Source organism: Geminocystis sp. CENA526, assembly GCF_050753365.1.
Taxonomy (GTDB): Bacteria; Cyanobacteriota; Cyanobacteriia; order Cyanobacteriales; family Cyanobacteriaceae; genus Geminocystis.
The window spans coordinates 17,324-31,280 of the sequence record NZ_JBLZFY010000001.1 but is presented as its reverse complement, the minus strand read 5'-3'; the positions used below and the strand labels follow the sequence as shown (position 1 = coordinate 31,280).

General features: G+C 33.2%; 13 protein-coding genes. 5 read left to right on the top strand and 8 right to left on the bottom strand.

The features are described 5' to 3' along the window. Positions 1 to 22: 22 nt before the first annotated feature. Positions 23 to 319, bottom strand: coding sequence for a hypothetical protein (locus tag ACN4EE_RS00170; protein ID WP_431704366.1), 297 nt, complete (start codon positions 317 to 319; stop codon positions 23 to 25). A gap of 244 nt (positions 320 to 563) precedes the next feature. On the opposite strand from ACN4EE_RS00170, the gene pilM reads away from it, so the two are divergent. The 5 genes from pilM (at position 564) to ACN4EE_RS00145 (ending at position 6,807) form a co-directional block, all read left to right on the top strand. Further along, positions 564 to 1,676 carry a type IV pilus assembly protein PilM gene (pilM, locus tag ACN4EE_RS00165; protein ID WP_431704365.1) on the top strand — a complete coding sequence of 371 codons (1,113 nt, stop codon included), beginning with the start codon at positions 564 to 566 and terminating at the stop codon, positions 1,674 to 1,676. A 2-nt stretch (positions 1,677 to 1,678) separates the two neighbouring features. After that, positions 1,679 to 2,506: a PilN domain-containing protein gene (locus tag ACN4EE_RS00160; RefSeq protein ID WP_431704364.1), complete on the top strand. Its 828-nt coding sequence runs from the start codon at positions 1,679 to 1,681 to the stop codon at positions 2,504 to 2,506. Beyond that, complete coding sequence (locus ACN4EE_RS00155) at positions 2,503 to 3,282, top strand: type II and III secretion system protein (RefSeq protein ID WP_431704363.1); 780 nt, start codon at positions 2,503 to 2,505, stop codon at positions 3,280 to 3,282. Before ACN4EE_RS00160 ends, ACN4EE_RS00155 begins: the two co-directional genes overlap by 4 nt. Positions 3,283 to 3,365: 83 nt before the next feature. After that, complete coding sequence (locus ACN4EE_RS00150; RefSeq protein ID WP_431704362.1) at positions 3,366 to 5,201, top strand: secretin and TonB N-terminal domain-containing protein; 1,836 nt, start codon at positions 3,366 to 3,368, stop codon at positions 5,199 to 5,201. Between the two features lie 451 nt (positions 5,202 to 5,652). Further along, positions 5,653 to 6,807: a glycosyltransferase family 4 protein gene (locus ACN4EE_RS00145; RefSeq protein WP_431704361.1), complete on the top strand. Its 1,155-nt coding sequence runs from the start codon at positions 5,653 to 5,655 to the stop codon at positions 6,805 to 6,807. A gap of 22 nt (positions 6,808 to 6,829) precedes the next feature. On the opposite strand, the gene ACN4EE_RS00140 is transcribed toward ACN4EE_RS00145, so the two are convergent. The 7 genes from ACN4EE_RS00140 to ACN4EE_RS00110 all read right to left on the bottom strand — a co-directional run bounded on the left by ACN4EE_RS00140 (position 6,830) and on the right by ACN4EE_RS00110 (position 13,897). After that, entirely contained in the window at positions 6,830 to 7,096 is a 267-nt protein-coding gene (locus ACN4EE_RS00140) for a type II toxin-antitoxin system RelE/ParE family toxin (RefSeq protein WP_431704360.1), read from the bottom strand. Between the two features lie 6 nt (positions 7,097 to 7,102). After that, complete coding sequence (locus ACN4EE_RS00135; RefSeq protein ID WP_431704359.1) at positions 7,103 to 7,360, bottom strand: type II toxin-antitoxin system RelB/DinJ family antitoxin; 258 nt, start codon at positions 7,358 to 7,360, stop codon at positions 7,103 to 7,105. A 299-nt stretch (positions 7,361 to 7,659) separates the two neighbouring features. Further along, complete coding sequence (locus tag ACN4EE_RS00130) at positions 7,660 to 8,400, bottom strand: Uma2 family endonuclease (protein ID WP_431704358.1); 741 nt, start codon at positions 8,398 to 8,400, stop codon at positions 7,660 to 7,662. 105 nt (positions 8,401 to 8,505) lie between these two features. Next, on the bottom strand, positions 8,506 to 8,670 hold the full coding sequence (locus tag ACN4EE_RS00125; protein ID WP_431704357.1) for a hypothetical protein: 165 nt from the start codon (positions 8,668 to 8,670) through the stop codon (positions 8,506 to 8,508). A 204-nt stretch (positions 8,671 to 8,874) separates the two neighbouring features. Next, positions 8,875 to 9,432: a Uma2 family endonuclease gene (locus ACN4EE_RS00120; RefSeq protein ID WP_431704356.1), complete on the bottom strand. Its 558-nt coding sequence runs from the start codon at positions 9,430 to 9,432 to the stop codon at positions 8,875 to 8,877. Between the two features lie 94 nt (positions 9,433 to 9,526). Further along, positions 9,527 to 11,719 (bottom strand): O-linked N-acetylglucosamine transferase, SPINDLY family protein, encoded by a 2,193-nt coding sequence (locus tag ACN4EE_RS00115; RefSeq protein ID WP_431704355.1) that lies wholly within the window; start codon positions 11,717 to 11,719, stop codon positions 9,527 to 9,529. 3 nt (positions 11,720 to 11,722) lie between these two features. After that, complete coding sequence (locus tag ACN4EE_RS00110; RefSeq protein WP_431704354.1) at positions 11,723 to 13,897, bottom strand: O-linked N-acetylglucosamine transferase, SPINDLY family protein; 2,175 nt, start codon at positions 13,895 to 13,897, stop codon at positions 11,723 to 11,725. Positions 13,898 to 13,957 lie beyond the last annotated feature (60 nt).

The window sequence follows — 13,957 nt, the reverse complement described above, 5'->3', positions numbered from 1 at the left end:
TGAAGAATGAAGAATTGACAATTTACATTAAATCTCTTTTTCTTTTGAGAGGGGGGAGGGGGAGTAAATTTTCGTTACTGGGGGGAAGATATTTATAGGAATTCGATCGAGATAAGGAAGCCATTTTTTTAGATTTTTCTAACTGTAACCACCGCACAAATACCCCCATGGTGGCAACAAAAACGCCCAAAGATAGTAATGTCCACCGTTCACTAAAACCCCCCAATAGACTATCTGCGATACCAAGGGTAAACAGAAAAGTAGAAACTTTGTCTTGACGATAAATCAATTTTAACCTTCGAGATAATTTGCCCTTCATATACTTTTCTCGCTTTACTACCTACATCCTTATTTTAGCTCAAAATTTCATGACAATAAAAAATCAAAACCTTGATTTTGGTCACTTATTCTCTCTTCCCTCTTCCCTCTTCCCTCTCTTCATCAAAATACTTTTTTTGCCCACCTCTAATTATTTATTGTTCATTGTTTATTTGAATAGGATAATATAGATTTATAAAATTTTGATCTTGAATCCGTGAAAATACGCAGAAGGAGAACTTACTATGTTTAGTTTTTTCGATGGTTTGCTCGGAGGAGGGAGTAACGGTGTGGGGATAGAAATTAATCCCGATAAAATTACTTTAGCTCAACTAGCAAAAAAAGGACAACAATATAAACTTTTAAAATATCACTCGATCGATGTTCCCGACGAAATATTTGAGGAAGGGGTAATAGTCGATTCCCCCGGTTTAGCAGAATTAATTGATCAACTTTTAAAAGAAGCAAAAGTTAAACCGAAACAAATCGCTACGGCTGTACCGATGAAAGAATCGATCATTCGGATTATTCCCATTCCTGCCGAATTAAATGATCAAGAATTGCGTGATATGGTATTAAACCATGAGGCAAGTCTTTATTTACCTTATCCCAGAGAAGAAGTCGATCTGGATTATCAAAAACTAGGTTACTTTGTGGACGATGATGGTATTGAGAAAGTACAAGTTTTATTAGTTGCTACTCGCCGAGAAGTGACGGATTTATACCTAGAGACTTTTCAACAAGCAGGGTTAAAAGTTAATGTGCTAGAAATTAACAGTTTTGCTTTAATTAGAACTATCAAAGAACAGTTAAAACAATTTTCTTCTAGTGAAGCGGTGGTTTTAGTGGATATTGAATTTGATAGTACTGAAATTGCCATCATTGTGGAGGGTGTACCTCAATTTTCCCGTACTATTCCCATTGGTACTTATCAAATGCAAACGGCTTTAGCCCAAGCTATGAATTTACCTACCTCTAAAAATACGGAGTTATTACAAGAAATTACTATTCCCAATAATCCCGAACAAACGACAACTAATACTACCAGTAGTCAAACATGGATTAACCCGGGTATGGATTCTTTGTTAAGGGTTTTAGGGGAATTAGTGGACGAGTTACGTCGATCGGTCAATTTTTATTTGAATCAAAGTGGCGATGTGGAAGTAGTACAACTGCTTTTAGCAGGTCCTGGTTCAGGTTTAGCTCAAATTGACGAGTTTTTTACCAAAAAATTAAGTCTTCCTGCCATGCAAGTTGATCCCGTTTCTGCTTTATCATTAACAGTTAAAGAGGATTTATCACCAATGCAAAGGGCTGGATTAGGTACAGTACTCGGTTTAGGCATGAGGATGAGTTAACTATGTACAATATTGATATTAATTTTCTTAAGGATCGTAAACTTGATGCCGCCAGTGGTAGCACTAAATTTACGAAAGCAACCCCAAAAACTATTCAGTTACCTATTATTATAGGTGCGGGGGTAGCAGTGGCTTTTATTGCCGCCACGGGAGGGGCTTTATTTTTGTTAAATAATCAAAAAACGGCTACTAACAACACGATCGCACAGTTAGATGCTGAAATTCAAAGATTACAAGGTCAAAACGCCCAAGTTCAACAAATAGAAACAGAAATTGGGGGGATAAAAAATGAAATAGCAATTCTGGTAAGTGTTTTTAAACAAATTCGCCCTTGGTCTGCTATGTTAGCGGAAATCAGTAGTGTTACGCCTTCAGGGGTACAAATTCAAGCGGTTAATCAATCGGGCAATAAAAATCTGACTATTAACGGCTATGCTGATTCCTACGATCGAGTTAATGATTTTCTGTTAACCTTAAAAAATTCCCGTTTTCTTGATCCCGAAAAAACTACTTTAGCTACTACCACCTTAACCGCTAATCCGGGTAGTGTGATTTTCGATCGATCGCAAATAGTGGGCAGTGAAACCACAACAACTCCCCAAAACGGTGGCGGAGGAGCATCTATGGATATAGAATTACCCGAAGTGGTCAGTTATACTATTAACACAGAAATTAATGATACATCTTCCGCCGAACTTTTAAATCAACTGAACGCAAGGGGAGCGATCGGGCTGGTATCTCGATTAACCTATTTACAAAGAAAAGGAGCTTTAGATTTAGAACCAGTAGTACAAACTCAACCACCAGCAGAAGGAGGAGCAACTCAATGACAACATCTTTTACCACATCCGATGAATTTGATCCCCAAGACGGTGGTTTTGGAGACAGTAGCGAATATCCCGAAGCCTTTGGTATAACATTTACCCCTAAAATTACAGGTACTGCCATCGGTGTGGGCGGTTTTTTAATTGCCGCTTACTTATTTTGGTCTCAAGCATTGCCTGTGTTGAATGAATTATCGGAACTGAATAACCAAAAACAAGAAAAAGAAGCTCAATTAAGTCAACTTAGTTCCACTCAATTAGAACAAATTATTGTCAACAAGCGTAACGAGTTAGAAGAAACTAAAGACCTTAAAGAAGATGTAATGCAGTTATTCTCATCCCCTGAAACTATAGACACCTTATTATTAGATGTCAATACTTTTAGAAATATTAGTAATGTGAGAATGAATAGCTACGTTCCAGCAGGAGAAATACAAGCAGTCACCGATGATTCATTGGGAACTCTTGCTACTAATAATATTGGTGTAAAAACCTTTAATCTTGACTTAGAAGGAACTTTTACGCAGTTACAACTATTTTTACAAGATTTAGAAAGGCTACAACCTTTATTAGTAGTACAAAACTTGACAACTTCTACAGTTGATCCAGCTCAATATTTATATGAAAATGGTCAATTATTAAGTGTGGGAGAACCAAAACTTAAAACCGCCATTACTTTAACAGCAGTTTTTCCTGATGTACCAAATACAGCACCTCCAACTGCCGAAGGTACGCCTCCTGCTGAAGCCCCTCCTGCTGAGGGTGAACAACCTGCTCAATAAGTTTTTTTAAGAGCTTTATTTATTTTAGTATTTTCAGTTTTCATCCTTTAAAATTTAATTAATTGTGTGTGGGAGTTAAATCAATGATCAAATTTTCTTTTCATCAAATCAAGTTTTTAAGCAGTAGTGCTGTCATTCTTCTTTGTTGGCAATCTTTAGCCTTAGCAAATCCCAGTGTTAATAAAAAATTAACCCTGAAAAAGCCACCGAATTGGATTGCTCAAGCCTTTCCACAAAATCAGGATGTGTTAGTACCTAATCCCACTATTAAAATTAATGGGCAACCTGTGAATAATCAACCAGCACCTCCACCTTTTACTAGAGCGGTAGCTCCACCAGTGGGTGATATGTCCATCTCTAATGTTAACACTCATTTTCCAGTTGTTGACTTAGGAACGAACGCCACAGTTCCCCGTTTAGTGTTAAGAGACGCTCCAGCTACCGAAGTTTTAGCCTTACTTAGTCGAGCCGCAGGATTAAATATTATTTTCACAGATCAAAGTGCCGAAGGACAAACTACAAGCACTGTCTCTTTAGATTTACAGAATGAACCAGTACAAGATGTTTTTAATAATGTATTGATGGTTTCTGGTTTGAGGGCAAATCGTCAAGGTAATACTATCTTTGTCGGTAATAAGTTACCCCCCAGTGTCAAAAATACCATTACTCGTAGTGTGCGCTTAAATCAATACAGTGCGATCGGAGCCGCTAGTTTCCTGAATAGCCAAGGGGCGCAGGGTAACATTGTGGAGGTGGAAATAGCGGATGATGGTAAAAGAACATTTACTGTTAAAAAACTAGAAAGTGAAGAAAAAGATAACGAATTTTTAGTACTCAAAGGCTTGACCGTTCATGCCGATCCTATTCATGATACCGTTACTTTAGTCGGTGAACCTCATTTAATTCAGAAAGCTACAAACTTTTTAACTCAATTAGATATTCGTCGTCGTCAAGTAGCCGTAAACGTTAAAGTCGTTGATGTACAATTAGATCAAAGAGATAGTTTTGGATTAAGTTTCTCTTGGGGGCTTAACGATACTGGAGTTGTACAAAGTGGTGGTATTGGGGTAATTAACTTTGGGACGAATCAACGTAATGTTGATCCTCAACAATGGAGAGTTGATGATAATCAACAATTAGTTCCATTTCCAGATGGTGAAGTAATAGGGATTCCTAATACGGGGCGGATTTCACCCTTTGGTTCTACGGCGAGTCCAGGACAACCGGGTAATAGTGCCGTAGTAATTCCGGGGGGGAACTTTAATGTACCTCAAGCCTTTTTAGCTCAAATTCGTGCCAATATTTCTTCGGGGAATGCTAAAATCTTGACTGATCCTACCCTCGTAGTTCAAGAAGGACAAATTGGTAGTGTTGAATTAGTGGAAAATGTTGTCACCAGTGTTAATACAGAAATCGATCCCTTAAGTAGTGTCAGAACTACCACTCCTGTGATTGAACCTGCTGGTTTAACTTTATCTGTTGCAATTCAGAAAATCGATGATAATGGTTTTATTAATTTAGTGGCAAATCCTACTATTAGCGCACCGGGTAGTGAACAACAATTTGAAAGTGGTCCTGGAGCGGTTAATATTATCAGACCATTAATTGAAAGAAAGGTATCTTCGGGATTAATCCGTTTACGAGATGGTCAAACTTTAATTTTATCAGGTATTATCACGGATCAAGAAAGAACTAATGTTTCTAAAGTTCCTATTTTGGGTGATTTACCAATTATTGGTAGTCTTTTCCGTTCTACCTTTAAGGATAATCGTCGATCGGAAGTTATTGTCATGCTCACTCCCCAAATTCTTGATGATGGTGAGGGCAATAGTGGTTTTGGATATAATTATAGTCCTTCCCGTGAAACTGGTCAGTTTTTGCGAGAGCGTGGTTTAAATGTACCTAGTAATCCCTTTTAAATAATTAGGAATGAGAAATTAGGAATGAGGAATTTTAATTCTCTTTGAGTATAAAGTAAGGCTTTGAGATTGCTTCGTACCTCGCAATGACAAAATTAATATAGAGATTTGAGATTGCTTCGTACCTCGCAATGACAAAATTAATATAGGGCTTTGAGATTGCTTCGTACCTCGTAATGACAAAATTAATATAAGGCTTTGAGATTGCTTCGTACCTCGCAATGACAAAATTAATATAAGGATTTGAGATTGTTTCGTGCCTCGTAATGACATAATTAATATAAGGCTTTGAGATTGCTTTGTACCTCGCAATGACATAATTAATATAAGGATTTGAGATTGCTTCGTACCTCGCAATGACACAGAGAAATTTTTTAATGTACAATAATAGATATTCGGAAAAAATACACATAGGCAAGATGCCTGTGCTACGGTAGTAAAATAAATAAAGATGAAGATTTTAGTTGATTGTGGTTCAATTCGAGATTGTCCTAGTGGTGTTGGATACTATACTTATAACTTGATTAAGAGTTTAAAAGCCTTAGAAAATGACACGGATTACTCTTTTAATATTTATCGACAACCTTCTATGGCTCAATGGTTAAAGGGTAGTCGTCTTCTTCCTGATAGTTTACAAGACATTTCTCCTTTACAATTTTTACCTTTACCTGTCACGGTGAGTAATTTTTTAGGTAAATCCGCAGGGTTGTTTGTACCTAAGTTCGATCGATTTTGGCAAGATGTGGATATAATTCATGGTACGGATCATTATGTTTATCCTTTTTCTGATGGTAAAAAAGTCATGACAATCCATGATTTAACTTTTCTTAAATATCCTTTTTATAGTAATCAAATTGTTAAAACTTATACTCAAAGAATTAAAAAATGTTTGCAATGGACTGATTTAATTATTACTTTTGCTAATAGTACTAAACAAGATATTATGGAGTATTTTGGCGTTAAAAGTGAGAAAATAGTCATTACTTCCGAAGCGAGTAGATATAATAATAACTATTTAAAATCTAAAAATATTGAGTTAATTAAAAGTAAAATTAATTATGATTTTAGCCAACCTTATATCTTATTTGTTAGCACGATCGAACCGAGAAAAAATATTATAAACTTAGTTAAAGCCTTTAATTTACTCAAAAAAAACTATGGTATTAATCATCATTTAATCTTAGTAGGACAAAAAGGCTGGAATTATGAGACAATTTTTGGTGAAATCGAAAACTCTGAATTTAAACAAGATATTCACCATTTAGGCTATTTATCCGATGAAGAAGTAGCCGTTTGTTATCATCTTACAGATGTATTTGTATATCCTTCTTTTTACGAAGGCTTTGGTTTACCCGTCTTAGAAGCCATGACATTAGGTGCTCCTGTGATTACTTCTAACACTTCATCTCTGCCCGAAGTAGCTCAAGATTCGGCTTTGTATATTAATCCAGAAGATTATATTTCCCTTGCCGACACGATTTATCAAGTTATCAGTCAACCTGATTTACGAGAGGATTTAATTATGAAAGGAACGGCTCGATCGAAGTTATACTCATGGGATAGGGTAGCCCAAGAAACCATCAAAGCCTATGAATTAATTACTTGAGTTTGATATAAAACCGATCGACTTAAAACAAATCTGAATGACTGCCCATTCTAGTCAAAAATAAGGTTTCTTCATCATATTTATATATTAAAAGCCAGTCGGGTTGTATATGGCATTCTCTAAAATCGGCATAATTTCCCGAAAGATTATGATCTCTATTTTTCGTTGGTAAAGGTTCTTTTCTGACAAATTTTTCAATAATTTCTACTAATAATTTGATTTCTTTTCCTGATTTTACCGCTTTTTTAAAATCTTTTTTAAATTGGGATGTTCTATGTATTTTAAGCATTTTTAGTTAATCATTCAAATCCTCAAAAAGCTGATCTACAGAATTAAATGTTTCACCAATTTTTTTATTTGTATCATCTATAGCTGAAATTGTAATTTGATTTGGTATTTTCAGGTCAAAAGGCAACCCATTGTGTAATAAAACCTGTGTATAAAAAAGATTTACAGCCTCATCAGGAGTCATACCAATATCAATAAATATTTGTTCAACTTTTGTTTTCAATTCCGCATCAGTTACTGCTTTTATGACTGCATTTTTCGACATTATATTACTCTAAATATCAATAGATTCATTTATCACTTTATCATAAAAATAAATTTAAAGAGCGGAGGAATTGCCTCCTTTTACCTGTGCAATAATCGCAATCCTGACAGTAAAACGGTAGAATATTGATTGATCTATTAGGAAAAAAATTAAAACCTCCCATTCCTTCGGAAGAAGGGTGTCTAAAAAGACAGGGAGGCTAGTTGATAGTTGACTTGTACGGGCTAAAAAATAACCCAAGTTGACAGTTGATATAGTTATTATAACAACCCTATTTAAGCTGTGTCAAAATTAGAGAGTTAAATTTCTTCAGGATTAATTCCCAAAGATTTTAAATATTCTGCTAATTTATCCGCTCGTTGTTTTTCACTGTCAGCGCGTTGTTTTTCCTGTTGGGCTTTTTCATCTCCTGTTAAAAGGATATTACCGTCTCGATCGCACCAACGCAACCAAGTGTATTGTTTATCTTCAAACTTGCCCTCCCAAAGAGTTAAGCCTAAGTCAATATTGGGCATAAAATAATCATCAAGTAAATCATATTGTGTCGCCTTTAATTCATAAACGTATAAAGGTTTTTTCCCAAGACAAAAGAGAGGATCAAAAACTACATAATAGGCGACTCCAGCATCGGCATAATCGATTAATTTACTACCTAATTCATTGCCTACCTTATTGGAGACAATTTCCACTGCTACTTCTGGAGGTTTACCAAAATTCCACAAAAAATATGAGCGATTTTGTTTTTGTGTCCAATCTTCCGGCATACTAACTCTAAAGCTAAGGAGAGTATCAGGCACTAAAGGAGGACGTTTCGCCCCGTAAAATAAACCTATATTAGCAGAGGCTAAAAAAGGAAAATCTCGATCGAGGGAGCTATAAAGAGAATTGGTTAGTAATCTCTGTTGTTTTTCTGAAATTAAATTATCCACAGGGGTATCATCTTCTGTAACAATGTCACTAATATCAGGAATAGACATTTCTTCCCATCCTTCGGGAAGTGATTCTATTTGCGTTATGGGCGAAGCAGGGGATTGTATCATGGCTTAGTTAGAAACCCTAAAAAAGATTCTTGATATATTCAGTCTTTTCGATCTCCAATATAACATAGGAATATTTAATGATTTTTGCTTGTTTCGTAGGGAGGGTTAATAATATCCAATACTATAATCTTCGACAATCTTATTAAGATTATTATAATCATCGTAACGAATGATTGGGAAACGTCCCTGAGAATTTTTGGTAGCGATCGAATAATGAAAATACGGCTGTAAGGTTTCAGTCGGAGCAATAATCAATGATTCATTACCCATTATATCATTTCTTTAATTTATCTTGAATGGACAAAGAAGACCCACACTACAAAGCTAGTTTGAGTAAAGTTACCGAAGGAAGGTGAAGAGAAACAAGACTTTTAGGGATGAGACTTGTATTGAGCTTAGTTAAAATATAAATTTGTACCAATAAATAGGCTATTATTAATAAATATAAAATGGGGCATCACTTTCAGGAAACGATTAAAATAAAATTCGATCGAGACTTATAGTAATTACCTCTGGTTGAGTCAAGGTAAGAGAATCTTCAGAACACAGTTTTTTGATATTCTGATAATAGTTTTTCTGGGGATTTTGATATACTTCTAATAAGTTTTGATTGAGATCAACTAACCACACTTCTTTAATTTTATTTTCTGCATAAATGGGAATTTTAAAGTTTCGATCGTAGTCAATACTGCTATCTGCTACTTCAATTAACAAAAAAATATTTTCGGGAGTAGGATGTTGATTAGCGTAAAAATCATCACGAGGTTTGAGTAAAACTAAATCTGGTTGTGGTTCTGAGTTATCATTAAGTTTAATGGGATCTTGTACCCCAATTATTACTTTTGAACCTAACTTTTCCGCAAATAAGTAATTAATTTTTTTTACACAAGAAGCGTGTCTAAATCCTACGGGTGACATTTCAAAAATTTCTCCATTAATTAACTCAATTAAATAGTCTTCTCTCAACACTCCTGATGCAATTATTTGATGATATTCTTCCAGAGCAAATTTTTTACGAGGTAAAGTTAACATATTCTTTTATTTCTATTTATTTCGATCGAGCAACGCCACCGAAGGTGATCGAGTCATAAGCATAATTATATCAAGTTACCATAATTACTTACAATTAATCGGTAGTTGAAGTTGAGTTCGATCGAGTTATTTTATTTTGTTGATTAACGTAAATTTCCCACATTTGCTCATAAGCCTTTTCCATTTCCCTCGCAAATTGTTTCCCATTCCATAACGGAGATGTTTTTTTCGACTCCCGTAATTTCCAATATACTTTCTTTCTTAATTCCTCATCCTTGCCAAATCTTACTCCCCATTCGATATACTCCTCATCAGTGTAAGCAATACCTTCTTCAATGCCCAAATTTTTCAGAAAAGTATAACCCTGACGGGCGTGGAATTGCTCACCAACCCTAGTAACAAGGGGAATATTTAACCATAAAGCATCAAGAGTTGTCGTTGCACCATTAAAAGGATAAGTGTCTAATACCACATCCCCTAAAGTTAAAATACCTCGATATTCTTCTGTTGGTAAAAATGGTAACACTTTTATTCGATCGGGATTAACCCCCTGTTCGATCGAAATTTGTGTAAATATTTTTTTGACATTTTCCAAACTACATTCATTTGTACCACCAGAAATGAGAAAATAACTATCTGGTACTTGAGCTAAAATCTTCATCTGTAAAGCAATACTATCAGGATGTCTTTTTAATCCCGTTTGTAAACTTAAATATACTATCGCATTTTCAGGAATATCTAAATCTTGACGTTTTATAGATGAAATACCAACTTCAAAGCCATCTACTGCCAGATAAGTATGAGGTAAACGCCATAATTGTTCTCGATAATATTCTTGTGCATTATTTGGTAAAACATGAGGATCAACGATAAAATAATCCAGAGTAGGCAAACCAGTAGAATCTAAACCTAACCAACTAATCTGTATCGGGGCTAGTTTTAAAGCCATAATCATTTGAGTTTTATAATGGGTAAAACTATCTAAATCAATCAGAATATTTATATTATCCTCCTGAATTTGTTTGACTGTTTCCACCCAATCGGAAGAACATTGAATATATTTATCAACATTAGATTTAAACCATTTTTCAGTAATATTATCTTCTTTTTTATCCAACATATAAATATAAACATCAAATTTATCTTTATTCAAATAATTAATTAGATAACGACATAACATTGCTACACAGTGATTATTAAAAGTATGCGCAATGTAAGCTATTCTTATTTTTTCCCATCTCAAAACCTGTCTATCATGTTTTATTAAAGAAGAATATTCTCTATTCAAATAATTTTGTATCGTGGGCATCACCTTTGTCAGTATTTTAGACCTAAATTTAAGCGGATTATCTTTGAAATATAAATAAAACTGACATACCGCAATTAAAGAAGTTTTAAAATCATTATCAATTTTCTCTAAGTCTAAATCATTTAATAAAAAATATAAACTATCAAATAATCCTAAATTTTCAAACCAGTTTCCCGTAGTTAACATTAAATATAATTTTAAGTAATTTCCATGTAAACTATCTTCTTTGTTTTTACCATCTTGAATATATTTATCTGCAAATATTATCGCATTTTCATATTCTTTTACCTCCATATAATACCAAAAAAATTCTTTTATTACCTTTAAATCATTAGAAAAATACTTCAAGCAAAGTTTCAATAAATCAACACTATAGTATAAATATCTTTTTTCATATCCCATGATACGAGCTTTACTAATTATCAATGTCAAAAAGTTTTGATCTTCTTTGACTTTTTCTAGTATCACATCAATTAAATCAATATTAATAAAAAAAGGAAAGTCTAAAATTAATTCACAAAATTGATATAAATTATCTCGATTATCTTTTACATTATTTATATTTTTTAAGGTATCAAGTAAAGATAATTCTTGAATATAATCATTATTTAATATATTTAATTGAATTGCCAGTTTTACAATAAAAGTAAGATTTTGAATATCATGAGGCTTAATTTCTCTAATAACTTGCCTCAACTCATAACTTAATAAAAAATTTTGTTGCTCTAGTTGTCTTTGAGCTTCTATGTTTAAAATATTACTTAATTTTGTCAAAGAATGATTATCTTCTTGGGAGAAAAGAAAAAACCATGTCATTTGTGCTTCTTCTTTTTTTCCACTTAATAAATAAGCTAATCCTAAGTAACAATGATAATCAATATTATCAGGTTCAATTTCGACTTTTATTTCTAAATAATCAACTAATTTATCATAGTCATTCTTCCCTAATAATAACTCTATTTCTTGTTGTGAAATCATAATTTATTTATTTTCCTCCAGATAAATTTGCCACATTTGCTGATATGCTTTTTCCATTTCCCGTGTAAACTGTTTTGCATTCCATAAAGGAGATGTTTTTTTCGATTGCCTTAACTTCCAACTCACTTCCTTTCTTAAATTTTCATCCGTGCCAAATTTTATTCCCCATGAGATATATTCTTCCTCACTCCATGCAATGCCTTCAGTGATACCTGCATTTACCATATAAGTATAACTATTACGAGCGGCAAACTGTTCCCCTACCCTCGTAACGACAGGAATTTCTGCCCATAATGCCTCCAGTGTTGTCGTTGAGCCATTATAAGGATAAGTATCAAGAATAACATCAGCAATTTGTAAATTTGCTCTATGAGTTTTTATCTCAATATCAGAAGGAATAAACCGTAATTTATCACAAGAGACATTCTGTGATTTAGCTATTTCTGTCACTAATTTTTTTAATGCTTCTTCATCTTTGCGTATTTTAGTAAATAAATAGCCATTGGGTACAGCATTTACTATTTTTAATTGAGATGTCAGAATGTCAGGATTAAGTTTTGCGGGGTTTTGTAGATTCATAAAAATAACATCATCGTTACTCAATCCCAAATCTTCTCGGCGACGAGTGGGAGTTGCCATTTCAAAACCATCGATAGCGAGGTAGGTATGGGGGAAACGCCAAATTTTCTCTCGATAATATTTTTCTGCATAGTCAGGTAATACATAAGGATCAGCAATATAATAATCTATGCTGGGTAAACCAGAAGCATCTAAACCAAGCCATGTTATCTGTATGGGTGCAGGTTTTTGACACAACACCAAGTTAGTAACATTAGAAGTTGCACTATCTAAATCAACTAAAATATCAATTTCATCATTGATAATATTCATTACTATATCATTAGCATTTCTTTGTCCTTGAAAAAATTTGGTGACTTTATTTTTAAACCATTTTTCTGTTATTTCGTCTTCATGTCCTTGTACAGAATAAATGTATAATTCAAAAGATTCTCGATTATGATAGTGTAGCAACCATCGACACAAATAACCGACAGAATGACATCTAAAAGTATGTCCAATGTAACCTATTTTTAAAGGTCTATTTTCTTTGTTTTTATGGTGATTAATAACTAACTCATTATCCTTATTATAAAATTGATATAAAGAAGAAACTTCATTGAATAAATTACGATGATAAACTAAATCATCTCTAATATAAAGGGATGTCATTAAAGAGGCGATAAAACCTTGTTTTAAAATGGGTTCGTTAATTGTTGGTTTTTCTTCAATAAATATTAACCAGTTTCTTTGTTGCTCTTTTTCTATGTCACTAGCTTCTTGCCATTTTCCCAACGTCATATACGAAATATGCAAAAGATTACTAGCTAATATTTTTCCCTCAATTTCTGATTTTTTTTCCATTAATTTTTTCAATTCTTTTGCTATTTCTATGGCTTCATTATATTTACTTATATAAGAATAAAATATATGCAAATCACAATATGGATTAATATTATTAGGATGTATTTCTTGGCACATTTCCAGCAAAGTAATAGCGTAAAAAATGTATAGTTTTTCATTGCCCATGGAATAAGCAACATTCCGAATTTTATCAAAAATTAGGTTATTATTATTAGTATAAATTAAACAGCTTTTTGCTAGGCCAATATTTTCAGAAACAGGAAATTTTAAAACTTTATCTAAAGTGTTTGCTAAAAGTTCAATAGAAATAACAGGATGATTTTCTCCTTCTAAAATTTCCGAAATATGCCAATCAGTAATAAAGTTTGATTCAAATTTATCAATAATAACTGACAGTTGTAATAAAGATAATAAATTAACTAGATTATTAGGGTTCATTTCTCTTAAAGCATTACCAATTAACCAGACTAAATCATAATTTTTTTTATGCTCTTGTAAAATAGCTTCAGTAGTGAGAATCTGAGTTAATTCTTCCATCCATAAATTGCATTGTTGCTCATTCCCTTGACTAAAAGGAATAAACCAAGTGGTTTGTGCTTCTGTTTCTTGTTGATTGAGTAAATAAGCTAATCCTAAATACCAATAATAGGTAATTTCATCGGGATTATTTTTGAGCAAATTTTCATAGATATTGATAACTTCTTGATAATTTTGTGTTTCTAAAAATTTAATGGTAGAAGATAGCCAGTTATTCATAAATAATTAGGTTAAATAAAATTTATTACATAAGAATAAATTAGTTAGTTAGGACGGGAT

Coding starts and splice junctions, on each gene's coding strand:
- ACN4EE_RS00170 (WP_431704366.1), bottom strand. CDS start 319: ATGAAGGGCAAATTATCTCGAAGGTTAAAATTGATTTATCGTCAAGAC.
- pilM (WP_431704365.1), top strand. CDS start 564: ATGTTTAGTTTTTTCGATGGTTTGCTCGGAGGAGGGAGTAACGGTGTG.
- ACN4EE_RS00160 (WP_431704364.1), top strand. CDS start 1,679: ATGTACAATATTGATATTAATTTTCTTAAGGATCGTAAACTTGATGCC.
- ACN4EE_RS00155 (WP_431704363.1), top strand. CDS start 2,503: ATGACAACATCTTTTACCACATCCGATGAATTTGATCCCCAAGACGGT.
- ACN4EE_RS00150 (WP_431704362.1), top strand. CDS start 3,366: ATGATCAAATTTTCTTTTCATCAAATCAAGTTTTTAAGCAGTAGTGCT.
- ACN4EE_RS00145 (WP_431704361.1), top strand. CDS start 5,653: ATGAAGATTTTAGTTGATTGTGGTTCAATTCGAGATTGTCCTAGTGGT.
- ACN4EE_RS00140 (WP_431704360.1), bottom strand. CDS start 7,096: ATGCTTAAAATACATAGAACATCCCAATTTAAAAAAGATTTTAAAAAA.
- ACN4EE_RS00135 (WP_431704359.1), bottom strand. CDS start 7,360: ATGTCGAAAAATGCAGTCATAAAAGCAGTAACTGATGCGGAATTGAAA.
- ACN4EE_RS00130 (WP_431704358.1), bottom strand. CDS start 8,400: ATGATACAATCCCCTGCTTCGCCCATAACGCAAATAGAATCACTTCCC.
- ACN4EE_RS00125 (WP_431704357.1), bottom strand. CDS start 8,670: ATGGGTAATGAATCATTGATTATTGCTCCGACTGAAACCTTACAGCCG.
- ACN4EE_RS00120 (WP_431704356.1), bottom strand. CDS start 9,432: ATGTTAACTTTACCTCGTAAAAAATTTGCTCTGGAAGAATATCATCAA.
- ACN4EE_RS00115 (WP_431704355.1), bottom strand. CDS start 11,719: ATGATTTCACAACAAGAAATAGAGTTATTATTAGGGAAGAATGACTAT.
- ACN4EE_RS00110 (WP_431704354.1), bottom strand. CDS start 13,897: ATGAATAACTGGCTATCTTCTACCATTAAATTTTTAGAAACACAAAAT.